The 25,138-nt window shown below is 69.0% G+C and carries 27 protein-coding genes; 10 read left to right on the forward strand and 17 right to left on the reverse strand.

What is annotated here, in order from left to right; all coding sequences use genetic code 11:
• Positions 1–44: 44 nt before the first annotated feature.
• Positions 45–668 (reverse strand): L,D-transpeptidase, encoded by a 624-nt coding sequence (locus ACJ4V0_RS12340; RefSeq protein ID WP_448299872.1) that lies wholly within the window; start codon positions 666–668, stop codon positions 45–47.
• A gap of 319 nt (positions 669–987) precedes the next feature.
• On the opposite strand from ACJ4V0_RS12340, the gene ACJ4V0_RS12345 reads away from it, so the two are divergent.
• A complete protein-coding gene (locus ACJ4V0_RS12345; RefSeq protein WP_448299873.1) occupies positions 988–1,956 on the forward strand; it encodes an Hsp33 family molecular chaperone in 969 nt (322 codons plus the stop codon).
• A 3-nt stretch (positions 1,957–1,959) separates the two neighbouring features.
• Here ACJ4V0_RS12345 and ACJ4V0_RS12350 read toward each other — a convergent pair whose 3' ends face one another.
• Positions 1,960–2,394, reverse strand: a complete 435-nt coding sequence (locus ACJ4V0_RS12350) for a PaaI family thioesterase (protein ID WP_448299874.1) — start codon at positions 2,392–2,394, stop codon at positions 1,960–1,962.
• Positions 2,395–2,506: 112 nt separating this feature from the next.
• On the reverse strand, positions 2,507–4,537 hold the full coding sequence (locus ACJ4V0_RS12355; RefSeq protein WP_448299875.1) for a glycosyltransferase family 2 protein: 2,031 nt from the start codon (positions 4,535–4,537) through the stop codon (positions 2,507–2,509).
• A 177-nt stretch (positions 4,538–4,714) separates the two neighbouring features.
• Between ACJ4V0_RS12355 and ACJ4V0_RS12360 the strand changes: the two genes are divergently transcribed.
• Entirely contained in the window at positions 4,715–5,581 is an 867-nt protein-coding gene (locus tag ACJ4V0_RS12360) for a transporter substrate-binding domain-containing protein (protein ID WP_448299876.1), read from the forward strand.
• A 27-nt stretch (positions 5,582–5,608) separates the two neighbouring features.
• On the opposite strand, the gene ACJ4V0_RS12365 is transcribed toward ACJ4V0_RS12360, so the two are convergent.
• The 3 genes from ACJ4V0_RS12365 to ACJ4V0_RS12375 are packed head-to-tail and all read right to left on the reverse strand — an operon-like array spanning position 5,609 to position 7,436.
• Positions 5,609–5,974, reverse strand: coding sequence for a VOC family protein (locus ACJ4V0_RS12365; protein WP_448299877.1), 366 nt, complete (start codon positions 5,972–5,974; stop codon positions 5,609–5,611).
• Between the two features lie 29 nt (positions 5,975–6,003).
• Positions 6,004–6,849, reverse strand: coding sequence for a helix-turn-helix transcriptional regulator (locus tag ACJ4V0_RS12370; protein WP_448299878.1), 846 nt, complete (start codon positions 6,847–6,849; stop codon positions 6,004–6,006).
• Positions 6,846–7,436 (reverse strand): methylated-DNA--[protein]-cysteine S-methyltransferase, encoded by a 591-nt coding sequence (locus ACJ4V0_RS12375; RefSeq protein ID WP_448299879.1) that lies wholly within the window; start codon positions 7,434–7,436, stop codon positions 6,846–6,848. Before ACJ4V0_RS12375 ends, ACJ4V0_RS12370 begins: the two co-directional genes overlap by 4 nt.
• A gap of 126 nt (positions 7,437–7,562) precedes the next feature.
• On the opposite strand from ACJ4V0_RS12375, the gene ACJ4V0_RS12380 reads away from it, so the two are divergent.
• A complete protein-coding gene (locus tag ACJ4V0_RS12380; RefSeq protein WP_448299880.1) occupies positions 7,563–9,215 on the forward strand; it encodes a lysine--tRNA ligase in 1,653 nt (550 codons plus the stop codon).
• 18 nt (positions 9,216–9,233) lie between these two features.
• Here the strand turns inward: ACJ4V0_RS12380 and ACJ4V0_RS12385 are convergent, their stop codons facing one another.
• A complete protein-coding gene (locus ACJ4V0_RS12385) occupies positions 9,234–9,860 on the reverse strand; it encodes a LexA family transcriptional regulator (RefSeq protein WP_448299881.1) in 627 nt (208 codons plus the stop codon).
• 177 nt (positions 9,861–10,037) lie between these two features.
• On the opposite strand from ACJ4V0_RS12385, the gene ACJ4V0_RS12390 reads away from it, so the two are divergent.
• Both ACJ4V0_RS12390 and apaG read left to right on the forward strand, forming a co-directional pair.
• Entirely contained in the window at positions 10,038–10,382 is a 345-nt protein-coding gene (locus tag ACJ4V0_RS12390) for a DUF952 domain-containing protein (protein WP_448299882.1), read from the forward strand.
• A gap of 67 nt (positions 10,383–10,449) precedes the next feature.
• A complete protein-coding gene (apaG, locus tag ACJ4V0_RS12395) occupies positions 10,450–10,842 on the forward strand; it encodes a Co2+/Mg2+ efflux facilitator ApaG/CorD (RefSeq protein WP_448299883.1) in 393 nt (130 codons plus the stop codon).
• Positions 10,843–10,859: 17 nt separating this feature from the next.
• Here apaG and ACJ4V0_RS12400 read toward each other — a convergent pair whose 3' ends face one another.
• The 7 genes from ACJ4V0_RS12400 to ACJ4V0_RS12430 all read right to left on the reverse strand — a co-directional run bounded on the left by ACJ4V0_RS12400 (position 10,860) and on the right by ACJ4V0_RS12430 (position 17,824).
• Positions 10,860–11,639 (reverse strand): SDR family NAD(P)-dependent oxidoreductase, encoded by a 780-nt coding sequence (locus tag ACJ4V0_RS12400; RefSeq protein WP_448299884.1) that lies wholly within the window; start codon positions 11,637–11,639, stop codon positions 10,860–10,862.
• Complete coding sequence (locus ACJ4V0_RS12405) at positions 11,639–12,658, reverse strand: phosphotransferase (RefSeq protein WP_448299885.1); 1,020 nt, start codon at positions 12,656–12,658, stop codon at positions 11,639–11,641. The genes ACJ4V0_RS12400 and ACJ4V0_RS12405 overlap by 1 nt, the downstream gene beginning before the upstream one ends.
• A 170-nt stretch (positions 12,659–12,828) precedes the next feature.
• On the reverse strand, positions 12,829–14,019 hold the full coding sequence (locus tag ACJ4V0_RS12410; protein WP_448299886.1) for an acetyl-CoA C-acyltransferase: 1,191 nt from the start codon (positions 14,017–14,019) through the stop codon (positions 12,829–12,831).
• A 34-nt stretch (positions 14,020–14,053) separates the two neighbouring features.
• Positions 14,054–14,983, reverse strand: a complete 930-nt coding sequence (locus tag ACJ4V0_RS12415; protein WP_448299887.1) for an SDR family NAD(P)-dependent oxidoreductase — start codon at positions 14,981–14,983, stop codon at positions 14,054–14,056.
• Positions 14,984–14,993: 10 nt separating this feature from the next.
• Positions 14,994–15,455, reverse strand: coding sequence for a MaoC family dehydratase (locus ACJ4V0_RS12420; protein WP_448299888.1), 462 nt, complete (start codon positions 15,453–15,455; stop codon positions 14,994–14,996).
• A 34-nt stretch (positions 15,456–15,489) separates the two neighbouring features.
• Positions 15,490–16,626 carry an acyl-CoA dehydrogenase family protein gene (locus ACJ4V0_RS12425; protein ID WP_448299889.1) on the reverse strand — a complete coding sequence of 379 codons (1,137 nt, stop codon included), beginning with the start codon at positions 16,624–16,626 and terminating at the stop codon, positions 15,490–15,492.
• A 7-nt stretch (positions 16,627–16,633) separates the two neighbouring features.
• Positions 16,634–17,824, reverse strand: a complete 1,191-nt coding sequence (locus tag ACJ4V0_RS12430; protein ID WP_448299890.1) for an acyl-CoA dehydrogenase family protein — start codon at positions 17,822–17,824, stop codon at positions 16,634–16,636.
• Between the two features lie 243 nt (positions 17,825–18,067).
• Here ACJ4V0_RS12430 and ACJ4V0_RS12435 point away from each other — a divergent pair, with 243 nt between their 5' ends.
• Positions 18,068–18,697, forward strand: coding sequence for a TetR/AcrR family transcriptional regulator (locus tag ACJ4V0_RS12435; RefSeq protein ID WP_448299891.1), 630 nt, complete (start codon positions 18,068–18,070; stop codon positions 18,695–18,697).
• A 9-nt stretch (positions 18,698–18,706) separates the two neighbouring features.
• Here ACJ4V0_RS12435 and ACJ4V0_RS12440 read toward each other — a convergent pair whose 3' ends face one another.
• Entirely contained in the window at positions 18,707–19,498 is a 792-nt protein-coding gene (locus ACJ4V0_RS12440; protein ID WP_448299892.1) for a HugZ family pyridoxamine 5'-phosphate oxidase, read from the reverse strand.
• Between the two features lie 148 nt (positions 19,499–19,646).
• On the opposite strand from ACJ4V0_RS12440, the gene ACJ4V0_RS12445 reads away from it, so the two are divergent.
• From ACJ4V0_RS12445 to ACJ4V0_RS12460, 4 genes are all read left to right on the forward strand, one after another.
• Complete coding sequence (locus tag ACJ4V0_RS12445) at positions 19,647–20,441, forward strand: GGDEF domain-containing protein (RefSeq protein ID WP_448299893.1); 795 nt, start codon at positions 19,647–19,649, stop codon at positions 20,439–20,441.
• Between the two features lie 68 nt (positions 20,442–20,509).
• A complete protein-coding gene (gene hisD / locus ACJ4V0_RS12450; RefSeq protein ID WP_448299894.1) occupies positions 20,510–21,814 on the forward strand; it encodes a histidinol dehydrogenase in 1,305 nt (434 codons plus the stop codon).
• 24 nt (positions 21,815–21,838) lie between these two features.
• Positions 21,839–22,378, forward strand: a complete 540-nt coding sequence (locus tag ACJ4V0_RS12455; RefSeq protein ID WP_448299895.1) for a UPF0262 family protein — start codon at positions 21,839–21,841, stop codon at positions 22,376–22,378.
• Between the two features lies 1 nt (position 22,379).
• Positions 22,380–22,844: an arsenate-mycothiol transferase ArsC gene (locus tag ACJ4V0_RS12460; protein WP_448299896.1), complete on the forward strand. Its 465-nt coding sequence runs from the start codon at positions 22,380–22,382 to the stop codon at positions 22,842–22,844.
• An 11-nt stretch (positions 22,845–22,855) separates the two neighbouring features.
• Here ACJ4V0_RS12460 and ACJ4V0_RS12465 read toward each other — a convergent pair whose 3' ends face one another.
• A complete protein-coding gene (locus ACJ4V0_RS12465) occupies positions 22,856–23,926 on the reverse strand; it encodes an NAD(P)H-dependent flavin oxidoreductase (RefSeq protein WP_448299897.1) in 1,071 nt (356 codons plus the stop codon).
• A 109-nt stretch (positions 23,927–24,035) separates the two neighbouring features.
• A complete protein-coding gene (gene obgE, locus ACJ4V0_RS12470) occupies positions 24,036–25,094 on the reverse strand; it encodes a GTPase ObgE (protein ID WP_448299898.1) in 1,059 nt (352 codons plus the stop codon).
• Positions 25,095–25,138: the final 44 nt, after the last annotated feature.

The following is a 25,138-nucleotide window of genomic DNA, read 5'->3' on the forward strand; positions in this document are numbered from 1 at the left end:
GGCGTTTCCGCCGGCCTTCAAAGACACCCGAAAAGAGCGGGAAATCAGCGCAGCACGACGACCCGCGTGCCGACACGCACCCGGCTGTAGAGGTCGATGACATCGTCGTTGGTCAGGCGGAAGCAGCCCGAGGACACGGCGGTGCCGATCGTGTGGGGCTCGTTGGAGCCGTGGATGCGGTAGAGCGAGGAGCCGAGATAGAGGGCGCGGGCGCCGAGGGGATTATCCGGGCCGCCGGCCATGAAACGCGGCAGGTCGGGGCGGCGGCGCAGCATCTGGGCCGGCGGACGCCAGTCCGGCCACTCCGCCTTGCGCGTGATGGTCTGGTTGCCGCCCCAGGAGAAGCCCGGCCGGCCGACGCCGACGCCGTAGCGGACCGCGGTGCCGCCGGCCTGGACCAGATACAGGCGGCGCTCCTGCGTGTTGATGACGATGGTGCCGGGCGCATAGCGGCCGGTGAAGGCGACCGTCTCGCGCGGGATCGCCGAGACGCCGGTGCCCGGACGGGGACCGCCATCGGTGCGCGGCATCACCCGCATCGGCTGGTTGGTGGCGGGATCGATGATGACCTGGTCGCCGTAACCGAAATTCACGGTCTGGGCTGTCGCGGCGGCGCCCGAGAGGGCGAGCGCGACCGCGGTTGCGAGGATGGGCAGGAAGCGCCGCATGAATGCACCTTGCGAAGTTGACGATAGACGGATCGACCGCGAGCCGGCTGCAATCGGGACCGTCGGCACAGGGTTGGTGCGATAGAGCGTAATCACCTACCGTTACGCAATGGTAGCCGTTGCCGCAAAGCAGCAACAATCGCCTGTTTCAGGGCAGGTGTGACCGCCCCGCCACGGTTCTGCCGGCACCATCCTGTTGCGGACGCTGGTGTTTTCCGAACGCGGCCTCACGGAAACGTGATTCCGCGCCGCGGGGCGGCCGTGCTGCGGCGCCCCTCTCGCAATTCGGCGCGCGAGCCTTCATATAGGGCCGATGTCCATGATCCCTGATTTGACCGGCGGCGCAGACGATATCGTCGTGCCCTTCCAGGTCGACGAACTCGATCTCCGTGGCCGTGTCATCCGCCTTGGGCGCACGGCCGGCACCATCATCGAGCGCCACGGCTATCCCGCGCCGGTTGCGCGCGTCCTCGCGGAGGCCACCGCGTTGACGCTGCTGCTCGGCTCCGGCCTGAAGTTCGATGGCCGTCTCATCCTGCAAACGCAGACCGACGGCCCCGTCCGCATGGTCGTCGTCGACGTTGCGACGCCCGATCGGGTGCGGGCGCTCGCCCGCTTCGACGCCGAGGCGATTGAGGCGGCGACCGCCGCCGGTCGCGATGATCCGGCGGCGCTTCTCGGCACCGGGCAACTGGTCATGACCATCGACCAGGGCGGCGACATGCAGCGCTACCAGGGCATTGTGTCGCTCGACGGCCAGGGGCTCGAACAGGCCGCCGACCAGTATTTCCGCCAGTCCGAGCAGATCGACACGCGCGTGCGCCTCGCCGCAGCGGAGGAGTTCGTCGCCGGCGAAGGCGGCCTGCAGCGCACCTGGCGGGCCGGAGGCCTGCTCATCCAGTACCTGCCGCAGGCGGGGACGGAGGGGAGCCGCGATCTCTCCCCCGGCGACGCACCGGACGGAACCGTCCTGCCTGAACCGCACGAGGCCTGGGCCGAGGCAAGGGCGCTGACCGACACCATCGGGGACGATGAACTCGTCGACCGCACGCTGTCGCCGGAGCGCCTACTGTTCCGCCTGTTCCATGAACGCGGGGTGCGGGTGTTCGACGCCCAGGATGTGCGCGAGCATTGCACCTGCTCGCGGGAGCGCATCGAGGGCATCGTGAAGAGCTTCACGCCGGAGGAGCGTCACGACATGGTCGAGGACGGGCACATCACCGTCACCTGCGAATACTGCTCGACCAGCTACCGCTTCGCGCCGGTGGAGTTCGATCCGGCCGAGTGAGGCTCAGCCGGCGCCGGAGAACCGCCGGAAGGTTCCGACGCCGTCGGCGATGATATTGCCGTCGCTGTCCTCGACGCGGATCGACACGAAGGCGACGCTGCGGCCGCCGCCCGTGCGCGTCGCCGTGACGGTGAGGACGCCGTCACGCGCGGTGCCCAGATAGTTGACGGTGAGCGAGAGCGTGACCCCGCGCCCGTCGATCTCGTTCGGATCCTTCGGCGGGCCACCGAGCGCGGCATAGCCGCCGGCCGAATCCATGAGCGTGGCGACGAGGCCGCCGTGCAGGCCGCCGCCGCGATTCATGAAGTCCTCGCGCACCGGGCACTTCATCACCGCACGGCCATCGGACCACTCGACCACCTCCCAGCCGATGAGGCGGTGGAAGGCGCTGTGACGGTCGGATGGACGGACCACGATCGGCTGGTCCAGTTCGCTCATCCGCTCATCTCCCTTCGTGGCCCACCCGGATCGTCGACGGTCCTTGTGGCGTCATGGAGCGGCGATGACAAGACGGCGCCGCGCAGGGGCGCGTCCCTCGATCGACGGACGGTCAGCCGGGTGTATCGCGCGCTTCGACCTCGCATCCGTAGCCCTCGAGCGCAACCAGCAGACCCTCGGGTGCGCCGGCCGCCCGCATGCGGTCGCAGTGGCGGCGCAGGGCGGCAGCCACCTCGCGGGGCTGATGCCGCCCGCTGGCGATGACGCCCTCGGAGAGCGCGACGATGCGGTGGATGGCATCCGGCGGGATGCCCCTGTCTTCGGCAGACGCCGACGCGACCGCCGGCCAGCGGGCCGCGCCGTGTTCCGTCTTCTCCCAGTGGAACGGCCGGCGCCAGAGATCGACCACGGCCCTGAGGGCGGCGAGGCCCATGACGATCCAGGCCAGCGGCAGGAGCAGGAGCCAGGGCGCGAGCCGCAGCCGGCCGGCTCGGGCGAGGCCCGCCGTCTTGTAGGCGATGCTGCCGCCATAGCCTAGGGCGAAGATGCCGGCCGCAGGCCCGGCCCACGACGGCATCCCGTGCAGCAGGCATGTCACGAGGAATGCCGCGAGGCAGACGAGATGCACGAGGGCCGACCCGAGCGAGCCGGCGAGCGTGGCGAGGAGGGCGGCAAGCCCCCGCACGCCCAGTTCACCCGCCAGCCGCCGCGGGTCGCGCGACAGCACTGCAAGGGTCTGCAGCCAGCCCTTGAACCACCGGCTGCGCTGGCCGAACCAGCCGCCGAAGGTAGGCGGCGCTTCCTCCCGCGTCGGCGTCGTGATCGTGCCGGTCCGCCAGCCGTTGCGGGCCAGCCGGAAACCGAGATCGGCATCCTCGGTGACGTTGTAGGGGTCCCAGCCGAGCGACTGGTCGAGAGCGGCGCGGCGGAAATGATTGGAGGTTCCGCCAAGGGGAACGGGAAGCCCGGCGCGCGCGAAGGCGGGAAGCAGCACGCGGAACAACGCGTCATATTCGGCGGCGAAGAACCGCGCGAGCCAGCCGTCGCGATCATTGACGATGGACAGGGGCGCCTGCAGGCAACCGAGCCGATGATCGCCCGCCGCGAAGGTCTCGGCGGCTTCCCTCAACTGTCCGGGCTCGGGCCTGTCCTCGGCGTCGAAGACGACGACGAGATCACCGCGGGCAAAGGGCAGCGCCATGGCGAGGGCCTTGGGCTTGGTGCGCGGCCCGCACGGCGGAACGACGATGACCTCCACCGCCGGATCGTGCGGCGCGGCCCTGACGGCGGCGAGGGTCTCGGGGTCGTCCTCCTCCAGGATCAGCTTGATCTCAAGGCGCGCCCGCGGATAGTCGAGGCCCCGGAGCGCCGTGAGCAGGGCATCGACCACAGCCGCCTCGCGATAGAGCGCGCAGAGGATCGTGTAGCGCGGAAGCGCGTCGTCGCGCAGCGGGCGGCGCGGCAGGGGCTGTGGCCGCGCGACAGCGGCGGCGAGACGCAGCATCACCCAGACCGACACACAGGCACCGACCGTGCCGCCCGCCATCACCGCGAGCCAGCCCGGCCCGCTCACCAGAGCGGCGAAGAGCGCGGCCAGAGCGACCGTGACCGCGGCTGTCGTGCGGGCCATCAGGCCGCGATCGGCGGCGCTCATATGCGGCTGTTCCCGTTCCAGCCTCGGAACCGTCGCGTCGACCCAGGCCTCTTCGGCCCAGGCACGGATCAGCCGGGAGAAAGCCTGCGGCGTGGTGACGAGAACGGGCAGCGACCCTGGAGGCGGGTGGAAGGTGCCGGCTGCGAGGCGCTCGGCCTCGGCCGGTGCGGGCGCCACCAGCAGGGCCTTGCCCACGACCGGATGGACGATGCCGACCATGCCGCGGGCGAGGACCCGTTGCCACGTGGCGGGGTCGGCCGCGACGACCGGCAACGCGCCTTCGAGATGGGTCGTCATGCCGACGATCCGGCGCGACAGCGCGGCGGCGATGGCCTCCGCCGACGTGAGCCCCATGGCCAGCGCCGCTTCCAGCGGGACGACGCCGCACAGACCGGCTGCGGCCTCGACCCTGAACCGCTCCACCGGCCCGACCAGGTCATCGACCAGCCGGCCGGGCGCTGCCGTGCCTCGCCGGTCCTGCGGCGGCACGCGCCGCTCCGCCGGAATCCGGGCCGCCGTGATCCGCTCCGCGAGCCGCCCGCGAAAATCCTCTGATCGCATCGCGCGACCGCCCGTCTCCCGCGTTCGCCCCCTCGCGAACGCCCCGGCTCAGGCTATAAGGGAGCCGCGTGCCGGCATCAGTCGGACGAACCCGGATGACGTGTCGTGATCGCCAGAGCCTTATTGCTGGTTGCACTCGCCCTCGTGGGGGCCTGCCCTCCGGCCGGCGCCCAGGTCGCGCAGACTGATCGCCCTCAATCGGCGACAACGCTCACGATCCCGAGCTACTGGGACCCGCGCCGCCGCAGCGAGAGGGTCGACCTCACCCGCGTGCCGCAAATCCGCTTCCTCACCGAGGACGACTTCCCGCCCTTCAACTTCGCCGGGCCGGACGGCCGCCCCACCGGGTTCAACGTGGAACTCGCCCGCGCCATCTGCCAGGAGCTGGGAGTCCCCTGCACCATCCAGGTGCGGCGTTTCGACGTGCTGACCGAGGGTCTCGACCGCAATGCGGGCGATGCGATCATCGCGTCGATGGCCATCACGCCGGACATCCGCCGCCGCTACGAGGTGTCCGACCGCTATCTCGAGACCCCCGCCCGCTTCGTCATGCGCAAGGACACCCGGCTCGCGGACGCGACGCCGGAAGCCTTGTCCGGCCGATCGATCGCCGTGGTCCAGGGCACCGCCCATGAGGCCTATGTCGCGCAGTTCTTCCGCATGTCGGCGATCCGCCGCTATCCCGACATCGAGACGGCGCGGCGGGCCGTGCTGGAGCGCGACGTCGACGTGCTGTTCGCCGACGGCATCGCCTCCGGATTCTGGATCACCGGCGAGAGCTCCGCGGACTGTTGCCGCTTTCTCGGCGGCGCCTATACCGAGAGCCGTTTCTTCGGAGAGGGCCTGTCCATCGTCATGCGACGCGGCAACGAGCCGCTGCGGCGGGCGGTCAACCACGCACTGCAGCGGCTCTGGGAAAAGGGCGTCTATGCCGAGTTGTTCCTCAAGGCCTTTCCCATGGGCATCTACTGAGCCAGGGCGCGCTGGCCTCAGCGCCGGTCAGCCCGTGAACACCGCTTCGAGGTTGTTGTTGTCGGCGTCGATGACGAAGGCGGCGTAGTAGGTCGGCGAATAGTCGAGCCTGAGGCCCGGCGCGCCATTGTCCCTGGCCCCGGCCTTAATCGCCACAGCATGGAAGGCGTCCACCTCCGCCCGGCTCTTCGCGGCGAAGCAGATGTGGGCGCCGGTGGCCTCGGCATTGGTGGTCGGATGCAGCCAGAGCGGCGTGGAATCCGGCCCCGGGCCGAAGCCGGCATAGCCCTCGCCGCGCGCCCCCGGCCTGTGGCCGAGCGGCGCCAGCGCCGCCGTGTAGAAGGCCACGGCCTTCTCCATGTCTTTCACGCGCAGTCCGATGTGGTCGTACATGACGTCCTCCTGTTGATCGGGACGTCAGCCTAGGAGAGGCGCTGGAGCCGTTCTTGGCAGAAATTGCGCTCGGCCCGCGAAGCCTTGCGGAAGGCACCAGGGGACATGCCCGCCGCGCGGCGGAACGAACGGACGAAGTTCGACAGGTCGCCGAAGCCGACGTCGTAGGCGATGTCCGTGATGGATTGACCCGGCTCGGCCAGCAGGCCGGCGGCCCGCTTCAGCCGGCACTGGAGGAGATACTGGTGCGGCGTCGCGCCGGTCACGCGCCGGAACAGGCGCAGGAAATGGTAGGGACTGAAGCCGGCGAAGGCCGCCGCGGCGTCGAGTGTGACCTCTTCCGCGCTGTGAGCCTCGATCCAGCCTGCCGCCTCCACGCAGCGCTGCCGGTCGACGGCGCGCGCCGGCGTATCGCGACGGTCGCGGCCGGTGGCGACGGCGATGAAGCGGCCGGCGAGAGCAAGGCCCACCTCGTCGAGGCCGACGTCACTGCGGCCCTCGGCCACGGCCTGTCCGAGTTCGCCCCACACCGCGAGCTCGGCCAGCGGCGGCACCGCCCGCGTCTCCCAGACCACCCCGGCCGGGCCGATCGCGTCGATCGCCCCGGCGGAGAACTGGAACGACAGGCACTCGTCGCCCGCCGCGTGATGATCATGGGTGCAGCAATACTCGTCGCCGGGCCGGCCGACCAGAATGGCGCCCGCGACGAGGTCGTGGGTGGCGCCACGGCTCGTCAGGCCGAAGCTGCCGCGACGGACATAGGACAACGACAGGCAGTCGTGCATCTCGACGAATGGGCGGTCGTCGGGGCCGGCCTCGCAGCGATAGTCCATCACGCGCAGCGAGGCACAGAAGCAGAGCTGGGTGGCGGTCATCGCCGGCCGGTCCCGGGCCGCGCGGCAAGTCCGAAGCTGGGATCATCGTCGAACAACGTCGGGGCCTCGGCCGTGCGCGCCCGCTCGATGGACAAGAGCTTCAGCTTGGTGTCGACGCCGCCATTCGCCGAGAAGCCGCCGGTGCGCCCGCCGGCCGCCAGCACCCGATGGCAGGGTACGATGATCGGCCAGGGGTTCTTGCCCAGCGCCTGCCCCACCGCCTGCGCCGCGCCGGGCTCGCCGATGCGCTTCGCCACCTCGCCATAGGTCAGCGTCTCGCCCGGCTTGATCGACAGCGCCACGTCATAGACGCGGGCGTGGAAATCCGGCAGCCCCGTGCGGTCCAGCGGCGCATCGGAGAGATCCACCGCATGGCCGGCTATCAGGGCGACAATCCGGTCGATGACTGAACGGACAATGGCCGGCGGCTCCGCTTCCGGCAGGTCGGGATGGCGCGCGAGGAGGCGACGCCGCGTCGCTTCAGGGCTCGCCTCCGGCAGGTTGCCGGCGACGATGCCCCTGTCGCCCCACGCGATGCCGACCGCACCGATGGCGGTCTCGAACAGGCAGTGACCCGGACCGGACATGACACACTCCTAGCATCGGCCCGGCAGGATCATGGCAGCATCTGTCCGCGGACCGTTCATTGACCTTGCCGCCCCCCCGCCCTATTGCAACGCACCCGTTTCGTTCGTTTCCGCCCGGACCCCGCCATGCTTCCCGCCCTGTCGATCACGCCTGCCCTCCTGGAGGCGGCCCGCGTCTCCACCGCCTGGCCGTTCGAGGAAGCGAAGAAGCTCGTGGCGCGGCTCGAGAAGACACCGAAGGCCGGTCCGGTCATCTTCGAGACCGGCTACGGCCCCTCGGGGCTGCCGCATATCGGCACCTTCGGCGAGGTCGCCCGCACCACCATGGTGCGCAACGCCTTCCGCCTGCTCACCGAGGACAGGGTGCCGACCCGCCTCGTCGCCTTCTCCGACGACCTCGACGGCCTGAGGAAGGTGCCCGACAACGTGCCGAACAAGGAGCTGCTGACCCAGCACCTCGGCCGGGCGCTGACCGCCGTGCCCGATCCCTTCGGCACCCACGACAGCTTCGGCGCCCACAACAACGCTCGGCTTCGCGGTTTCCTCGACCAGTTCGGCTTCGACTACGAGTTCGTCTCCTCCACCGCCATGTACCGATCGGGCGCCTTCGACGCGACGCTGCTGACGGCCCTCGAACGCTTCGACGCCATCCAGGCGATCATGCTCCCCACCCTCGGCGAGGAGCGCCGCGCCACCTATTCGCCCTTCCTGCCGATCCACCCGGAATCGGGCGTCGTCATGCAGGTCCCGGTGGAAGAGCGCAACGTTTCGAAGGGCACCATCGTCTGGCGCGACCCGGCCTCGGGTAAGCGCTACGAGACGCCAGTCACCGGCGGCCACGCCAAGATGCAGTGGAAGCCCGACTGGGCCATGCGCTGGACCGCGCTCGGTGTCGACTACGAAATGGCCGGCAAGGACCTGATCGATTCCGTGACGCAGTCGGGGAAGATCTGCCGGGCGCTCGGCGGCACCCCGCCGGAAGGCTTCAATTACGAACTCTTCCTCGATGACACCGGTAGCAAGATCTCCAAGTCCAAGGGCAACGGCCTGACCATCGAGGACTGGCTGGCCTATGCCTCGCCGGAGAGCCTGTCGCTGTTCATGTATCAGAACCCGCGCAGCGCCAAGCGGCTCTACTTCGACGTCATTCCGCGCAATGTCGACGACTACCTGACCTTCGTCGAGAAGTACCCGGTGCAGGACGAGAAGAACCGGCTGATGAACCCGGCCTGGCACATCCACTCCGGCGCGCCGCCGAAGGTCGAGGTGCCGATCTCCTTCTCCATGCTGATGAACCTCGTGTCGGTGTCGAACGCGCCGGAGACCGGCGTCCTCTGGGGCTTCATCCGCCGCTATGCGCCGGGGGCGTCGCCGGAGAAGAACCCGAAGCTCGACGAACTCGCCGGCTATGCCGTCAGGTACTTCCACGACTTCGTGAAGCCGACCAAGGTCTACAAGGCGGCCGACGACATCGAGCGCGAGGCGCTGGAGGCGCTCTCAGCCGCCATCATGGCGCTGCCGAAGGATGCCAGCGCCGAGGACGTGCAGGGCGCCGTCTATGACGTCGGCCGCGCCATCCCGCGCTACCAGGACCTCAAGGCCAAGGGCGCGACGCCGGAGAAGCCGGGCGTCTCGTCGGAATGGTTCTCGGCCATCTACAAGGTGCTGCTCGGCCAGGAGAAGGGCCCGCGCTTCGGTTCCTTCGCCGTTCTCTACGGTCTCGACGAGACGCGCGCGCTGATCAGGAAGGCGCTGACGGGAGAGTTCGTGAAGGGGTGAGGCGGGGGGCCTTTGTCCCTACTGACTGACCCACATGATCCGCGCCATCCAAGCGATTTCGGACACCGTGAAGCTGCGGTCGCCGTGATCCTGATTGAGCGACGTCAGTTCCACCGTCCGGTTGGTCTGCCGCTTCAGTTCCTTGGCCATGATCTCGCCCTCGGCGGTCTGCACCACCACCCGGTCGCCGCGGCGGATGGGGGCTGTCGGCGAGACGACGATGCGGTCGCCGTCGCGATAGACCGGCAGCATGGAATCGCCCTGGATCTCCAGCGCATAGATGGAATCGTCGGGGATATCGGGGAACGACACCTCGTCCCAGCCATTGCCCGCGGGAAAGCCGCCAGCGTCGAAATAGCCGCCCGCGCCGGCCTGGGCGAAGCCGAGAATGGGCAGCGGCGTGGTGCTCATCCTGGACCCTCCGACGAGCGAGACGAATTCGCCGAAGCTGGTGCCGGTCGCGTTGAGGACCTTGGCGACCGACTCGGTGGAGGGCCAGCGTTCGCGGCCGTCCAGCATCACGCGCTTCGACTTGTTGAAGGTGGTGGCGTCGAGCCCGGCGCGCTTGGCGAGGCCGGACGCCGACAGGCCGTTGGTCTCCGCCAGCCGGTCGATGGCGGCCCAGATGTCGGCGTGGGAAAACATGTCAGCCTCCCGGGCGGGCGCCCCGTGACACGACGCTCTTCCGACGCAGGATCAAACGAAAAATCAGGAAGAACGTCCGCTTGTAGGACTATTGACCTTTTCTTGCCCTGTCAATTGGAATATACGCTGCGCAGCGCCGCCGCCCCATGGCGCGGCCGCGATCGAGGACATCCGACGATGCCGACCATTTATAAGATCTCGCCGCGCGAGGCGTGGCAGCAGGCGGAGGCCGCCGGCCGCTTCACCGGCGCCCCCGTCGACGTGGCGGACGGCTATATCCACTTCTCGACCGCCGCCCAGGCGCGGGAGACCGCCGCGAAGCACTTCACCGGGCAGGCCGATCTCGTACTGGTGGCGGTGGATGCCGACGCGCTCGGCGCGGCGCTGGCATGGGAACCCTCGCGCGGCGGCGCGCTTTTCCCGCACCTTTACGCGGACCTGCCGATGGCGGCGGTGCGCTGGGTGAAGCCGCTGCCGCTCGGTGCGGACGGGGTCCACCTCTTCCCGGCCATGGCGGACTGAGGCCCCAAGTTGACAGGCGGCGCCGCCTTCGCGAGCCTGCCATGGGTGGTCAAGGTGGAGAGGTGCCATGTATCGCGCGCTGACGCGGGGCATCCAGGTGACGGTCACGCCGGAGTACATGCCGGAGCGCTCCGATCCCGACGAGCGCCAGTTTTTCTGGACCTATCACGTCGAGATCCTCAACCTCTCCGGCGAGCGGGTGCAGTTACGCGCCCGCTACTGGAACATCACGGATGAACGCGGCCACACCCAGGAGGTGCGCGGCGCAGGTGTGGTCGGCGAACAGCCGGTCATCGAGCCGGGAGCCGCCTTCGAATATACGTCCGGCTGCCCGCTGACGACGCCGACCGGCATCATGGTCGGCCATTACCTGATGATCTCGGAGCGCAACGAGACCTTCCAGGCGGAGATTCCCGCCTTCTCGCTCGACAGCCCCTTCGCCAACCGCACCGTCAATTGACGCCGGCCGCGAAACCGTCAGAGCGCCGTGAGGCCGCCATCGATGACGAGGGCATGGCCGGTCATGAAGCTGTTCTCCGGCGAGCAGACCCAGAGCATGGCCTGGACGATCTCGTCCGCCGTCCCCGCCCGGCGCATCGGCATGGTCTGGACGAGACGACCCACCATCTCCTCATGCGTCCGACCGGGTTGCGCCAGCGAGTCCGTCAGCATCGGCGTTTCGGCGAAGGCGGGGCAGATGGCGTTGATGCGGATGCCCTTGCGCGCCACTTCCGCCGCCGCCGTCTTGGTCAGGCCGATCACAGCGTGCTTGGCGGCGGCATAGGCAGCGAGCAGCGGCGCGCCGGTGACGCCCGCCACGGAGGCGGTGTTGAGGATGACGCCGCCGCCCTGGCGCTCCATGACGGAGATCTGCGCCTTCATGCCGTGGAAGACGCCCATGACGTTGATGTCGAACATCCGCCGCATCACCGCCTCGTCGGTGTCGACCAACTTCATGGTGCCATGCGCCACGCCGGCATTGTTGAGGGCGACGTCGAGACGGCCGAAGGTATCCGCGCCGGCTGCGACGAGAGCGGCGACCGCAGCGCCATTGCCGACGTCGGTCGGCCGCGCGACGACCTTCGCTCCGGCCGCCTCGGCGAGGCGCCGGGTCTCGGCGAGCCCTGCCTCCTGGATGTCGCCGAGGACGAGGCTGGCGCCCTCCTCCGCGAAGCGCTCTGCGGCCCGTCGGCCGAAGCCGCTCGCGGCCCCGGTGATGAGGACGACCATGCCCTCGTAGCGCCGGATCGCGGTCATCACGGACCCTTTTCGATGACGTCGACGGCCATGCGCGCGAGGATCGGAATGTTGTCGCGCACCTGCAGCGCCCGTTCCGGATTGGAGGCGTTGCCGGACAGCGCGCGCTTCAGCACGCCCTGCAGGATGGCCGCCATGCGGAACAGCGAGAAGGCGAGATAGAAGCTCCAGTCGGGGATGCCGTCGATGCCGGTGCGTTCGCAGTAGCGCGCGACATACTCGGCCTCGGTCGGGATGCCGATGGCCTTGCGGTCGACCCCGGCGAGGCCGCGGAACGAGCCGGCATGCGGCAGCCGCCAGTGCATGCACTGATAGGCGATGTCGGCGAAGGGGTGGCCGATGGTGGAGAGTTCCCAGTCGAGGATCGCCAGCAGTTCCGGCCGGTCCTTGGCGAAGATCATGTTGTCGATGCGGTAGTCGCCATGGACGAGAGACGAGCGGCCGTCGTCGGCCGGCAGGTTCTGCTCGAGCCAGGCGATCACCTTGTCGATATCGGGCAGGTGGTCGGTCTCGGAGGCCCGGTACTGCTCGGTCCAGCGGGAGAGCTGGCGGGCGAAATAATTGCCGGGGCGGCCGAAATCGGAAAGGCCGACCTGGGTCGGATCGACCGTGTGCAACGCCGCCAGCGCCGCGTTCATGGCATCGTAGATGGCGGTGCGATCCGCCTGCGAGACCTCTGGAATGGCCGGGTCCCAGATGATGCGGCCGTCGACGAACTCCATCACGTAGAAGGCCGTGCCGATGACGCTCTCGTCCTCGCATAGCACGTGCATCTTCGGCACCGGCACCGGTGTTCCGCCCAGCGCCTTCATGACGCGATACTCGCGGTCCACGGCATGGGCGGATTTCAGCAGTTGCCCCGGCGGCTTCTTGCGCAGCACGGCGCGCCCGCCCGCGTGGGTCAGCATGAAGGTCGGGTTCGACTGGCCGCCGGCAAACTTCTCGGCCTTCACCGGCCCTTTGAAGCCCGGCCAGTGCGCCTCGAGATAGGCGCCGAGCGCCGCTTCATCGATGTTCATGGCAGACGTCGCCGCAGGCGTGGCCAAGGCTCAAGCTCCTTCGAGATCGTCAACCGGGGGGTGCGCAACGGCGCGGGAACCCGCCGGCCCTGTTCGGACCGGCGGGGGGAGAGTCTGCCACGCCGGCCGCCCCCCGTCCTCTCCGACGGACGGCCGACGGCGGCGCGGGATCAGACGACCTCGAACAGGCCGGCAGCGCCCATGCCGCCGCCGATGCACATCGTGACGACGACATGCCTGGCGCCGCGGCGCTTGCCCTCGATCAGGGCATGGCCGGTGAGACGCGCGCCGGAGACGCCATAGGGGTGACCGACCGCGATGGCGCCGCCGTTGACATTGAGCCGGTCGGCCGGGATGCCGAGCGTGTCGCGGCAGTACAGCACCTGCACGGCGAAGGCTTCGTTGAGCTCCCACAGGTCGATGTCGTCGACCGTCATGCCGGCGCGCTTCAGGAGCTTCGGCACGGCGAAGACCGGGCCGATGCCCATCTCGTCCGGCTCGCAGCCGGCGACCGCGAAGCCCTTGAAGATGCCGAGCGGGGTGAGGCCGCGCTTCTCGGCGAGTTTGGCCTCCATCACCACCGCCATGGAGGCGCCGTCGGAGAACTGGCTGGCATTACCGGCGGAGATGACGCCGCCCTCGATGGCCGGGCGGATCTTGGCGACGCCCTCATAGGTCGTGTCGCCGCGGATGCCCTCGTCGTCGGTGAGGGTCACCTCCTCCTCCCAGGTGCGCACCACCTCCTTCTTCTCATTCAGCTCTGACTTCAGCATCGTCGTCGTGAAGGGGACGATCTCCTGGTCGAACTTGCGGCCCTGCCGGGCGGCGGCAGCGCGCAGCTGGCTCTCGACGCCATACTGGTCCTGCCGCTCGCGCGAGATGCCGTAACGCTTGGCGACCGTCTCGGCCGTCTGCAGCATCGACCAGTAGATCTCCGGCTTCTTCGCCTTCAGCCCCGGGTCCTGGAAGTTCGACCTGTTGGCCTGGTTCTGCACCAGCGAGATCGATTCCACGCCGCCGGCGACATAGATGTCGGCCTCGCCCGCGATGATGTTCTGCGCCGCGGTCGCGATGGTCTGCAGGCCGGAGGAGCAGAAGCGGTTGATGGTCATGCCCGAGGTGGTGATCGGGCAGCCGGCCGAGAGCGCGATCTGGCGGGCGATGTTGCCGCCCGTCGCGCCTTCGGGCGTGGCGCAGCCGACGATGACGTCCTCGACCTCGCCGGGATCGATGCCGGCGCGCTGGATGGCGTGCTTGGCCGCATGGCCCCCCATGGCCGCGCCGTGGGTGTTGTTGAGCGCGCCCTTCCAGGACTTCGCCAGGCCCGTGCGGGCGGTGGATACGATGACAGCTTCACGCATGGGTCTCTCCTGACGGGGTCCTGAAATGCAAGGGTCAGCCGCGGGGCGGAAGGGTGATGCCCTTCCCCGCCGCGGCCTTCATGGCGAACTTGGCGGTCTGCTCGAAGGCGCCCTGCAGCGCCTTCTGTCCCGCCGGATTCGAGATGTCGTCGAAGCGGGCGGCGATGGCCTCCGGCGTACGCTCGGCCTCGTCGAGCCAGATGCCATCGGTCTCGTAGATGAGGGTGCGGGCGAAGGCCCCTGCGCCGGCGCAGAGGATGGTGCGCGACGGCCCCTTCTCGCTGACGAGGAAGAGTACGCCGGGGGTGATCGACTCGGGCGTCAGCAGCGCCAGGGTCTCCGGCGACATCAGCTCCTCGGTCATGCGGGTGGCGGCGGTCGGCGCCAGCGTGTTGACGCGGATGTCGTTCTTGGCGCCCTCCTGGTGCAGCACGTTCATCAGGCCGACCATCGCCGCCTTGGCGGCCCCGTAGTTCGCCTGGCCGAAATTGCCGTAGAGGCCCGAGGACGACGAGGTGAAGACGATGCGGCCGTAGTTCTGCGCCCGCATGATGTCCCACACCGCCTTGGTGCAGTTCACCGTGCCCATCAGATGCACGTCCACCACCGCCTCAAAGTCGGCGAGATCCATCTTGGTGAAGGTCTTGTCGCGCAGGATGCCGGCATTGTTGATGAGGATATCGATGCGGCCGAAGGCGTCCATGGTCTTCGTCACCATGTCCTGGACCTGGGCGAAATCGGCGACATTGGCGCCATGGGCGATGGCCTCGCCGCCTGCCGCCTTGATCTCGGCGACGACCTTCTCGGCAGCCTCCGTCGAACCGCCGGTGCCGTCGCGGGCGCCGCCGAAATCGACGATGACCACCTTGGCGCCGCGCGCGGCGAGCCCCAGGGCATGGGAACGGCCGAGGCCGTTGCCGGCGCCGGTAACGATGGCGACGCGTCCGTCGAAGCGAATGGTCATGCGGATGTCCTCAGTTCGTGTAGGCGAGCGTGACCCAGTCGGCGGCGAGCGCCGGCTTGTCGGCGCCCTCGATCTCGACGGTCACGGAATGGGTCAGCTGGTGCTGCTGCGGCGACTTGGAATCGAGCCCCTTCAGCACGAAACGGCCGCGGATACGCGCCCCGGCCTTCACCGGGCTCATCATGCGCAGGCGGTCGAAGCCGTAGTTGACGCCCATGCTGCGCCCGGCGATCTCCGGCAGCGCGTCATAGGCCATGGCCGAGAGCATGGATACGGTGAGGAAACCGTGGGCGATGGTGCCGCCGAACGGCGTCTCTCTCGCCTTCTCCACATCGATGTGGATGAACTGGTGGTCGTGCGTCAGGTCGGCGAAGGCGTCGATCGCTGACTGCGGAATGTCGATCCATTTCGACACCCCGACCTCCTGGCCGATGCGGCCGCGCAAATCCTCGATCGTCAGTTTCTCTGCCATGCCTGTCCTCGTGTCGGCCCCGTGGCCATCCTGTTCAGAAGCCGCGCGCCAGGGCGACACGGTCGGCGTGGAAGTCGGCGTCGCCGTAGAGCGTCGATGCCACCTGCATCCTCTTCATGAAGAGGCCGATGTCGATGGCGTCCGTCATGCCGATGCCGCCATGCATCTGCACCGCCTCCTGGGCCGCGAGGCGCGCCACCGATGACGCCTTGGCCTTGGCGACGGAGACAGCCAGCGCCGCGCCGGCAGGATCGGCGTCGAGCGCCTGAAGCGCCGAAAGCACGGCTGATTTCGCGATCTCGACCTCGCAGAAGAGATGCGCCGCCCGGTGCTGCAGCGCCTGGAAGGCGCCGATGGTGCGGCCGAACTGCTTGCGCTCGCGGAGGTAGGCCATGGTGCGCGTGAAGCTTTCCTGGGCATTGCCCGAAAGCTCGGCGGCGAGACCCGCCCGGCCTGCTCCGAGCACGATCTCGAGAAGCCCGTGCCCGTCGTCGACCTCGCCGAGGACGTCGTCCGCCGTCACCTCGACGCCATCGAAGGTCAGCTCCGCCGCACCGCGCGAATCCAGCGTCGACAGCCTCTCGGAAGCCAGCCCCTTCGCCCTGGCCTCGACCAGAAACAGGCTGAGGCCTTCGGTCTCGCCCGCGCCACCACCCGTGCGGGCAGCCACGATCACCGCATCGGCGGCCTGGCCGTCCACCACATAGGTCTTGGTGCCGGTGAGGCGGAAACCATTGCCGTGGCGCTCGGCCCGCATGGCCGTGCCGGCCGGATCGTGCCGGCGACCCTCGTCGACGGCCGTAGCGATCACCGCGTCACCCGCGACAATGGCCGGCAGCCAGCGCTGCCTGTGTGCCGGCGAGCCGGCGCGGGCCAGGGCGGTCGCCGCCATCATGGCGGTGGAGAGGAAGGGCGAGGCCGTCAGCGTTCGCCCCATCTCCTCGCAGATGACGCCGGCGCCGACAAAGCCGAAACCAAGGCCTCCCTGGTCCTCGGGCACCAGGACGCCGGTCCAGCCCATCTCCGCCATGTCACGCCAGAGGCCGCGGTCGAACCCGTCGGCGATCTTCTCGTCGCGGATCTTACGAAGCGCCGCCACGGGCGCCTTCTCCGAGACGAAGCCGCGGGCGGCATCCTGCAGCATCACCTGATCGTCGTTCAGAACCAGCATGGCGACCTCACGCGGACGGCAGTTGCAGGAGGCGCTTGGCGACGATGTCAAGCATGACCTCCGATGTGCCGCCCTCGATCGAATTGGCCTTGGTTCTGAGCCACGCGCGCGGCCGCACGCCGTCATTGGTGCGGGCGCCCTCCCATTCGAGGCCGGACGTGCCGGCGGCCCGCATCATCAGCTCATAGCGGCGCTTGTTGAGTTCCGTGCCGTAGTACTTCAGCACCGAGGACTTGTCGCCGACGCCCTTGCCGCCGGAGGCCGCCTCGTCCTTGTAGCGCGCCATGGTGGCAGCGAAGGCGAGCGCGTCGACCTCGGCACGGGCCGCATCGGCGCGCAGGAAGGGATCGGCCAGCCTGCCGCTCGTATCCGTGCCGATCTCGGAGGCCGCGACCTGGCCGGGCGAACGCCCGCCGAGAAGCCCGCCTCCTCCACCGCCGATCATCTCGCGCTCGTGGGTGAGCAGATATTTGGCGATGTCCCAGCCGCGGTTCAGAGTGCCCACGAGGTTGGCCTTCGGCACCTTCACCCCGTCGAAGAAGGTCTCGCAGAAGGGCGACTTGCCGGAGATCAGCTGGATCGGTTTGGTCGAAACGCCCGGCCAGGTCATGTCGAAGAGGATGAAGGAGATTCCGAGATGCTTCGGCGCCGAGAAGTCGGTCCGAACCAGGCAGAAGATCATGTCCGCCTTGTCAGCATAGCTCGTCCAGATCTTCGAGCCGGTGACGACAAAATGATCTCCGCCGTCGTCGGCGCGGGTCTGCAACGATGCGAGGTCGGAGCCGGCATTGGGCTCCGAATAGCCCTGGCACCAGCGGATCTCGCCGCGGGCGATGCGCGGTAGGTGCTCCCTCTTCTGCTCCTCGGAGCCGAAGGCGAGCAGCGCGGGCCCGAGCATCCAGATGCCGAAGCTCTCCAGCGGCGAACGCGCGCCTATGGCCCGCATCTCGTCCTTCAGGACCTTGACCTCCTCGTGCGAAAGGCCGCCGCCGCCATAGGCCTTCGGCCAGCCGGGCACAGTCCAGCCGCGCGCCGCCATGCGATCGAGCCAGACCTTCTGCGCCTCGGATTTGAAAACCCAGTTGCGGCCGCCCCAGCAGATGTCGTCGTCGCCGGTGACCGGCGTGCGCATTTCGGGGGGACAATGGGCGTCGAGCCACGCGCGTGTCTCGCGCCTGAAGGCGTCGAGGGCATCCATGAACATCCTCCCGCGGTGGCCTTGCCGATGAGCCGGCCGCCGATCATTCCTTCGTTGACGGCCCCGCTCCCGCGGGGACATACTGGTGAGTATGTTCAGGTGATCCGCTGTTGTCGAGCCCCCTGGTCGGCGGAGGCGCCATGCGGGACGTCCCCCTTCCGGCAGAGGGCGAGAGGCGGTAACACGCCACGGAGAATGCAGGACACCGCAAAGGTGCCGCTTGGGGGGAGGATGCCGGCTGACATGCAGGGCACGGCTGCCAGTGATCTCGTCTCACCAGACCGGCGCGAGGAGGTTCTCGCCGCCGCGGCCGAGTGCTTCATGCGGCGCGGCTACGAGGCGACCTCCATGGATGACGTCGCCGACATGCTCGGCGCAACCAAGGGGCGCGTCTATCACCACTTCCGCTCCAAGCCGGAGCTCTTCTTCGAGGTCTTCCGGCGGGCGATCTTCATCCTCATGCGCGAGGCGGCGGTACACGAGACGGGTCCGGGAACGGCCGCCGAGCGCCTGCGGCGCATGGCGCGCGCCCACATCCTCTGCATGATGGAAACGCAGGCCTTCCAGCGGAACCTCACCCTCGGCGTCGACCTCTACCGCTTTGGCGAGACCGGCGCCGAGCACAAGGCGACGCTGGAGGAACTGATGAACCTGCGCCGCGGCTACGAGGACGCCTTCCGGCGCACGTTTGCGGCAGGTTCCGCCGACGGCTCGATGAAGCCGCTCGATCCCTCGCTCGCCATGCGCACCCTGCTCGGCGCCATCAACTGGGTGGCGGTCTGGTATTCGCCCCGCCATGGCGAGACGCGACCGCACCGCGAGAAACTCGCTGACGAGATCGTCGCCCAGGTGCTCGGCGGCTATCTCGCCTGAAACCGGGCGTCACGCCGCCCGCGTTCGCGCCTCGCGCACCATCTGCACCAGCACCTTGTGAAGGTCCTCGCCGCTCGTCACGCGATGCGGGAATGGGACGCGCGCCGTGCGATCGCCGGCGATCAGGTCGAAGCCTTCCGGATCGGCTCCGGACATCTTCCACGGACCCGGTTCCTCGCCGGCCAGCACGGTCGCGTAGACCGAGACGGCGTCGGCGTGATCCGCGTTCATGTGGGCGATGGCGCCGGGCTCGGCGGCGATCAGGCCTGCGGCATCGCTGATGTCGGTCAGGAGGTCGGCGCCGGCGATGTCCGCCGCGCGCGCGAAGCCGCCATTGAGATGACCGGCCGCGACATCCAGCCGCCAGATGCTGAAATCGGGGAAGTCAATATAGATCTGCGCCTTCGGATTGCGGGCGAGAAACCGCGCCTTCAGCCGGGCCACCTCGGGCTCGGCCTCGATCCGCCGGAACGCGCCGAGCACCGTCAGGCGCGGGTGCGCGAGCGGGTCGCCCTTGCCGTGGCGCGCGAGCAGCAGCGAGGCGCGGCTGTCCGCCGTCAGGTTGGCGGTGTGGCTCGACAGGGCGGAGATCAGGATCAGCGGTGCGCCGTCGCTATCGGTCGCCACCGTGGTCAGGGTCGTTACGGGATGGCCGGTGTTGCGGTCGATCGTGCCGAGCGAGGCGACCCGGATGGTGCGCAACAGCGTGCGCGCCCATTCCAGCGGCTTGAAATCGGCCGGCTGCGGCGCATTTTCCGGAATGTTGCCGGGCATCGCGCCAGGCTGCGTCTGTGTGTTCATCAGTCACTCCCGGCCGGCAGATGAGCCGAAGCGGAGGCTGTTCGCAAGGCCCCCGCGGCGAGCGGCGCGCGGGTCTTTTTCGCAATTGACCGCACGAGTCTGCGATCGGGGAAAGGCGGTGTTGAGAATTTTACGACAAGCTCGCGACATGTCCTTATTCAACAGACGAGTCCTGCGGAAAGCCGCCATCGCCACCGCTTTGTCGGTGCTTGCGTCCATGGTGCTCGTGGTCGTCCTCACGACCCTTCTCAGGGGTGGTCCGGACCATGTATCCCTCCTCCTGTCGGTAGTCTGCCCCCTGCTCATCGCCTTCCCGCTCAGCACCCACCAGTACCGGCAGAGCGAGAGGCTGAGCCAGGCCCGCGCCGCGATCGAGCAGATGAACCGCGACCTCGAGCAGGCCCATCGTTCTCTCGCCGACGCCCATGCCGCCCTGGCGGAGCGGGCGCGGCGCGACGGCATGACCGGCGTTCTGAACCGCGAGGGCTTCTTCCAGTCCCTTCAGGGCGCCGATCCGGATCATCCGGCCGGCGTGCTGCTCATCATCGACGTCGATCACTTCAAGTCGATCAACGACCGCTTCGGCCACCCGGCCGGCGACAGGGCGCTGAAACTGGCCGGAGAGGCCATTTCCTCCTGCACGCGCGGCGGCGATTTCGTCGGCCGGATCGGCGGCGAGGAGTTCGCCGTCTTCCTCGGCGGCGCGAGCGCGGAGGAGGCCGCCGCAGTCGCGGAGCGCATTCGCGAGAAGGTCGCCGCCATCCGGGTCGATGTGGACAACGGCGAGAGCATTGGCATGACGGTGAGCATCGGCGGCGCGACCGGCGGCCCCGGCCAGGCGCTCGCCGGCCTCCTGAAGCAGGCCGATCAGCGCCTCTATGAGGCCAAGCGACAGGGCCGCAACCGCACCCTTGTCGACGAGGCCTCCTCCCGGGTCGCCTGATGCCGCCATGCGGGACTTGACGTGACAGGGAGGCTCGCCCATGCCTCCTGCGACCGGAAAGGCCCGCCATGCCCCTGCGCCTCTCGACACGCGCCACTGACTTCGAACAGCGCTTCGCCAGCCTGCTGGCGATGAAACGCGAGGTTTCGGAAGAGGTGAACGACGTCGTCCGCGCCATCGGCCAGGACGTCGCTGCCCGCGGCGATGCCGCCGTCATCGAATACACCGCCAAGTTCGACAAGCTCGCGCTGACGCCCTCAACGCTGCGCGTCACCGAAGGGCAGGTCGAGGCGGCCGTTGCCGCCTGCGACGCCCGCACGCTCGACGCCCTCACCCTCGCCGCCGACCGAATCCGCGCCTATCATGAGCGGCAGAAGCCGAAGGACGACCGCTTCGTCGATGCCCTCGGCGTCGAGCTCGGCTACCGCTGGACCGCCATCGAGGCGGTCGGCCTCTACGTGCCGGGCGGCACCGCCGCCTATCCGTCCTCCGTGCTGATGAACGCCATCCCCGCCAAGGTCGCCGGCTGCCCGCGCGTGGTCATGGTCGTGCCGGCCCCCGGCGGCACCTTGAACCCGCTGGTGCTGGCCGCGGCGCGCCTCGCCGGCGTCGACGAGATCTACCGCATCGGCGGCGCCCAGGCGGTCTTCGCCCTCGCCTACGGCACGCAGACGATCCACCCGGTCGCCAAGATCATGGGTCCGGGCAATGCCTATGTCGCCGCCGCCAAGCGGCAGGTCTTCGGCACGGTCGGCATCGACATGATCGCCGGACCCTCGGAGGTGCTGATCATCGCCGACGGCACGGCTAATCCCGACTGGATCGCCGCCGACCTGCTCGCCCAGGCCGAGCACGACGCGGCGGCCCAGTCCCTCCTCATCACCGACGACGCCGGGCTCGCCGATGCGGTGGAGGCGGCCGTCGAACGCCAGCTCACAACCCTCCCGCGCGCTGCAATCGCCGCCGCGAGCTGGCGCGACTTCGGCGCGGTGATCGAGGTCGCCGACATGGCCGAGACCGTGCCGCTGGCCGACCGCATCGCCGCCGAGCACCTCGAGATCATCACCGCCGATCCGGAGGCCCTTGCCGGCCGCATCCGCAATGCCGGCGCTATCTTTCTCGGCGGCCATACGCCCGAGGCCATCGGCGACTATGTCGGCGGATCGAACCATGTGCTGCCCACCGCCCGCTCCGCACGCTTCTCGTCGGGCCTCGGCGTCCTCGATTTCATGAAGCGGACGTCGCTGCTGCGCTGCGGCCCCGAACAACTGCGCGCGCTCGGCCCCGCCGCCATCGCCCTGGGCGAGGCCGAGGGACTTCAGGCCCATGCGCGATCCGTCGCCATCCGCATGAACCCCGGCAGTCCCGACTGACCTCTCGTGCACGAAAGGACGACCATGACCGATCGGAAGGGTCACAAGTCCGCGGAGCCGGCGCTCGTCGCCAAGTCGGCGGACGCGGCTGCGACCGTCGGGCGTCGTCTGGTGGCCGTGACCATCGACGAGACGTCCATCGGCCGCTCGTCCCCCGACATCGAGCATGAGCGGGCGATTGCGATCTACGACCTGATCGAGGAAAACAGCTTCTGCCCGATCGGCGTCGACAGCGGGCCCTTCACGCTCCACATCTCGCTGGCAGAGGGCAAGCTCGTGCTCGACGTCAAGCACGAGGACGGCCGGCAGGTGGTGACGCACATCCTGTCGCTGACCCCGTTCCGGCGGATCGTGAAGGACTATTTCATGATCTGCGACAGCTACTACGATGCGATCCGGCACGCGACGCCCGCCCAGATCGAGACCATCGACATGGCGCGCCGCGGTCTCCACAACGAGGGGTCCGAGACACTGCGCGAGAGGTTGAAGGAGAAGCTGGACTTCGACTTCGACACGGCGCGGCGCCTCTTCACCCTCATCTCGGTCCTGCACTGGAAGGGCTGAGGTGGTCTCCGACCGGCGCAAGAACCCCCAGGCCGTGCTGTTCGCTTGCGGCATGAACCAGGTGCGCTCGCCGATGGCCGCGGCCATCATGCAGCACTTCTTCGGCAACAGGATCTTCATCGAGAGCGCTGGCGTCCACAAGGGCGACCACGATCCCTTCGTCGACGCGGTCATGGACGAGATCGGCATCGACACGCAGAAGACGAAGCCAAAGACCATCGAGGAACTGGAGGAGTGGGAGGGGCTGAACTTCGACCTCGTGGTGACGCTCGCGCCCGATGCGCACCATACGGCGCTCGATCTTACCCGCACGAACGACATGGAGGTGGAATACTGGCCGACGCCGGACCCGACCCTCGCCCAGGGTTCGCGCGAGCAGCGGCTCGACGCCTACCGGCAGGTGCGCGACATGCTGATGAAGCGCATCCGCCAGCGCTTCACGAGCGCCGGCATGGGCAACGAATAAGGCGTCTGGCCTCACCCGTGCCTGAGTCGCTCCATGGTCTCGGCCCAGAGCGCGCGCGTCAGGTCCCCCGCGCCCATCTCGCGGCCGAGAGCCGCCGCCTGACCCGACCAGAGCGAAGAGAAGTCGGCGCTGCCCGAAGCCTCGGCCTTCGCCTTGAGGGGGGCGAGCGCGCCGCCCGCCGTCGGGAAGGCCGGCGCTTCGGCGGACAGGGGACCCGTCTCGCGCATGATGCGGTTCATGAGGCCGCGCGCCGGCCGGCCGGTAAAGAGATTGGTCAGCGCCGTGCCGTCGTCCTTGGCGGTCTTCAGCGCCTCGCGGTGCATCGGCGTGATGGTCGCCTCCGGCGTGAACAGATAGGCGGTGCCGAGTTGCACCGCCGAGGCGCCGAGCGCGAAGGCGGCGACGATGCCGCGCGCATCGGCGATGCCTCCGGCGGCGATGACCGGCACCTCGACCGCGTCGACCACCTGCGGCAGCAGGGCGAAGAGGCCGGGCTGGTTGGCGATGTCGTCGGTGAGGAAGATGCCGCGGTGGCCGCCGGCCTCGTAGCCTTGCGCAATGATCGCGTCGGCACCGTGATCCTCGAGCCAGCGCGCCTCGTCGGCGGTGGTGGCCGAGGAGACGACCCTGGCCCCCGTCGCCTTCACCCGGTCGAGGAGGTCGGCCGCCGGCAGGCCGAAGTGGAAGCTGACCACCTCCGGTCGGAATTCCTCCGCCACCGCGCAGAAGGCGTCATCGAAGGGTGCGCGGTTGGAGGCGGGGATCGGCGCGGCGGGATCGATGCCAAGTTCGGCGTAGTAGCCGGCGAGACGCTGCCGCCAGCCGGCCTCCCGGGCCGCGTCGGGCTCCGGCGGACGATGGCAGAAGAAGTTGACATTGACCGGCTTCGACGAGCGCTGGCGGATGACGCCAAGTTCGGACCGTAAGGCATCGACCGTCAGCAGCGCCGCCGGCAACGAGCCGAGGCCCCCGGCCTCGGAGACGGCGACCGCCATGGCCGAGCCCTGGGCTCCGGCCATGGGCGCCTGGATGATCGGCAGGTCGATGCCGAAAAGGCTCTGGATGCGGCGGTCGAGAGGCATGGCGGCCCTCCGTTCGGTCGGGCCGCAGACATTAGACCTGTCGTGGCGGGACGGAAGGGGGTCTGGCGGGGGAATGTGACCGCAGGCCGCGTATGGGCGGCCGGCGATGTCAGGGCCGCCAGCCGGTCTCCACCGGCTCGGCGTCCCTGGTCTCGGAGACCGGCTTGGGATCCATCGCGCGCGATTCGTCGATCACCGCGAGAAGCGCGACGAGCGCCTGCTCGACGCCCTCGCCGGAGGCGGCGGAGAGCGCGAGCGGGGTCTTCTTCGCCGCGCGCTTCAGCCGCGCCATCTGCTCCTTGCGGGTTTCCGGGTCGAGCGCGTCGACCTTGGCCAGCGCCACGATCTCCGGCTTGTCGCCGAGGCCATGGCCATAGGCCTCGATCTCCTTGCGGACCAGCTTGTAGGCCTTGCCGGCGTGCTCGCCGGTGCCGTCGACCAGATGCAACAGCACCCGGCAGCGCTCGACATGGCCAAGGAAGCGATCACCGAGGCCGACGCCGTCATGGGCCCCTTCGATCAGGCCGGGAATGTCGGCGAGGACGAATTCGCGGCCGCGGGCGCGCACCACGCCGAGGCCGGGATGCAGCGTCGTGAAGGGATAGTCGGCGATCTTCGGCTTGGCGGCGGTGGTCGCCGCGAGGAAGGTCGACTTGCCGGCATTGGGCATGCCGATGAGCCCGGCGTCGGCGATCAGCTTCAGCCGGAGGATGATGGTGGCTTCCTTGGCCGGCTGGCCGGGATTGGCGTAGCGCGGCGCCTGGTTGGTCGCGCTCTTGAAATGGGCGTTGCCGAAGCCGCCATTGCCGCCTTGCAGCAGCACGAAGCGCTGGCCGACCGTCGTGATGTCGGCGATCAGCGTCTCGCCGTCCTCCTCGAAGATCTGCGTGCCGGCGGGCACCTTCAGCACGACGTCGGCGCCACGCGCGCCCGCCCGGTCGCGCCCCATGCCGTGCATGCCGGTCTTGGCCTTGAAGTGCTGCTGGTAGCGATAGTCGATGAGCGTGTTCAGCCCGTCGACGCATTCGACGACCACGTCGCCGCCGCGGCCGCCGTCGCCGCCGTCCGGGCCGCCGAACTCGATGAACTTGGCGCGATGGAACGACACGGAACCGGCACCGCCGGCACCCGCCTTCACATAGACCTTGGCCTGATCGAGGAACTTCATCAGCTTCCGCTCGCCGCCGGAAGGGCGGGACGGGTCTCTACCCC

This window comes from Phreatobacter aquiterrae (genome assembly GCF_053471285.1).

What these genes read in the sequence shown, in the direction of transcription:
- ACJ4V0_RS12340 (WP_448299872.1), bottom strand. Translation starts at nt 668, where the DNA reads ATGCGGCGCTTCCTGCCCATCCTCGCAACCGCGGTCGCGCTCGCCCTC.
- ACJ4V0_RS12345 (WP_448299873.1), top strand. Translation starts at nt 988, where the DNA reads ATGATCCCTGATTTGACCGGCGGCGCAGACGATATCGTCGTGCCCTTC.
- ACJ4V0_RS12350 (WP_448299874.1), bottom strand. Translation starts at nt 2,394, where the DNA reads ATGAGCGAACTGGACCAGCCGATCGTGGTCCGTCCATCCGACCGTCAC.
- ACJ4V0_RS12365 (WP_448299877.1), bottom strand. Translation starts at nt 5,974, where the DNA reads ATGTACGACCACATCGGACTGCGCGTGAAAGACATGGAGAAGGCCGTG.
- ACJ4V0_RS12370 (WP_448299878.1), bottom strand. Translation starts at nt 6,849, where the DNA reads ATGACCGCCACCCAGCTCTGCTTCTGTGCCTCGCTGCGCGTGATGGAC.
- ACJ4V0_RS12375 (WP_448299879.1), bottom strand. Translation starts at nt 7,436, where the DNA reads ATGTCCGGTCCGGGTCACTGCCTGTTCGAGACCGCCATCGGTGCGGTC.
- ACJ4V0_RS12380 (WP_448299880.1), top strand. Translation starts at nt 7,563, where the DNA reads ATGCTTCCCGCCCTGTCGATCACGCCTGCCCTCCTGGAGGCGGCCCGC.
- ACJ4V0_RS12385 (WP_448299881.1), bottom strand. Translation starts at nt 9,860, where the DNA reads ATGTTTTCCCACGCCGACATCTGGGCCGCCATCGACCGGCTGGCGGAG.
- ACJ4V0_RS12390 (WP_448299882.1), top strand. Translation starts at nt 10,038, where the DNA reads ATGCCGACCATTTATAAGATCTCGCCGCGCGAGGCGTGGCAGCAGGCG.
- apaG (WP_448299883.1), top strand. Translation starts at nt 10,450, where the DNA reads ATGTATCGCGCGCTGACGCGGGGCATCCAGGTGACGGTCACGCCGGAG.
- ACJ4V0_RS12400 (WP_448299884.1), bottom strand. Translation starts at nt 11,639, where the DNA reads ATGACCGCGATCCGGCGCTACGAGGGCATGGTCGTCCTCATCACCGGG.
- ACJ4V0_RS12405 (WP_448299885.1), bottom strand. Translation starts at nt 12,658, where the DNA reads ATGAACATCGATGAAGCGGCGCTCGGCGCCTATCTCGAGGCGCACTGG.
- ACJ4V0_RS12410 (WP_448299886.1), bottom strand. Translation starts at nt 14,019, where the DNA reads ATGCGTGAAGCTGTCATCGTATCCACCGCCCGCACGGGCCTGGCGAAG.
- ACJ4V0_RS12415 (WP_448299887.1), bottom strand. Translation starts at nt 14,983, where the DNA reads ATGACCATTCGCTTCGACGGACGCGTCGCCATCGTTACCGGCGCCGGC.
- ACJ4V0_RS12420 (WP_448299888.1), bottom strand. Translation starts at nt 15,455, where the DNA reads ATGGCAGAGAAACTGACGATCGAGGATTTGCGCGGCCGCATCGGCCAG.
- ACJ4V0_RS12425 (WP_448299889.1), bottom strand. Translation starts at nt 16,626, where the DNA reads ATGCTGGTTCTGAACGACGATCAGGTGATGCTGCAGGATGCCGCCCGC.
- ACJ4V0_RS12430 (WP_448299890.1), bottom strand. Translation starts at nt 17,824, where the DNA reads ATGGATGCCCTCGACGCCTTCAGGCGCGAGACACGCGCGTGGCTCGAC.
- ACJ4V0_RS12435 (WP_448299891.1), top strand. Translation starts at nt 18,068, where the DNA reads ATGCAGGGCACGGCTGCCAGTGATCTCGTCTCACCAGACCGGCGCGAG.
- ACJ4V0_RS12440 (WP_448299892.1), bottom strand. Translation starts at nt 19,498, where the DNA reads ATGAACACACAGACGCAGCCTGGCGCGATGCCCGGCAACATTCCGGAA.
- ACJ4V0_RS12445 (WP_448299893.1), top strand. Translation starts at nt 19,647, where the DNA reads ATGTCCTTATTCAACAGACGAGTCCTGCGGAAAGCCGCCATCGCCACC.
- hisD (WP_448299894.1), top strand. Translation starts at nt 20,510, where the DNA reads ATGCCCCTGCGCCTCTCGACACGCGCCACTGACTTCGAACAGCGCTTC.
- ACJ4V0_RS12455 (WP_448299895.1), top strand. Translation starts at nt 21,839, where the DNA reads ATGACCGATCGGAAGGGTCACAAGTCCGCGGAGCCGGCGCTCGTCGCC.
- ACJ4V0_RS12465 (WP_448299897.1), bottom strand. Translation starts at nt 23,926, where the DNA reads ATGCCTCTCGACCGCCGCATCCAGAGCCTTTTCGGCATCGACCTGCCG.
- obgE (WP_448299898.1), bottom strand. Translation starts at nt 25,094, where the DNA reads ATGAAGTTCCTCGATCAGGCCAAGGTCTATGTGAAGGCGGGTGCCGGC.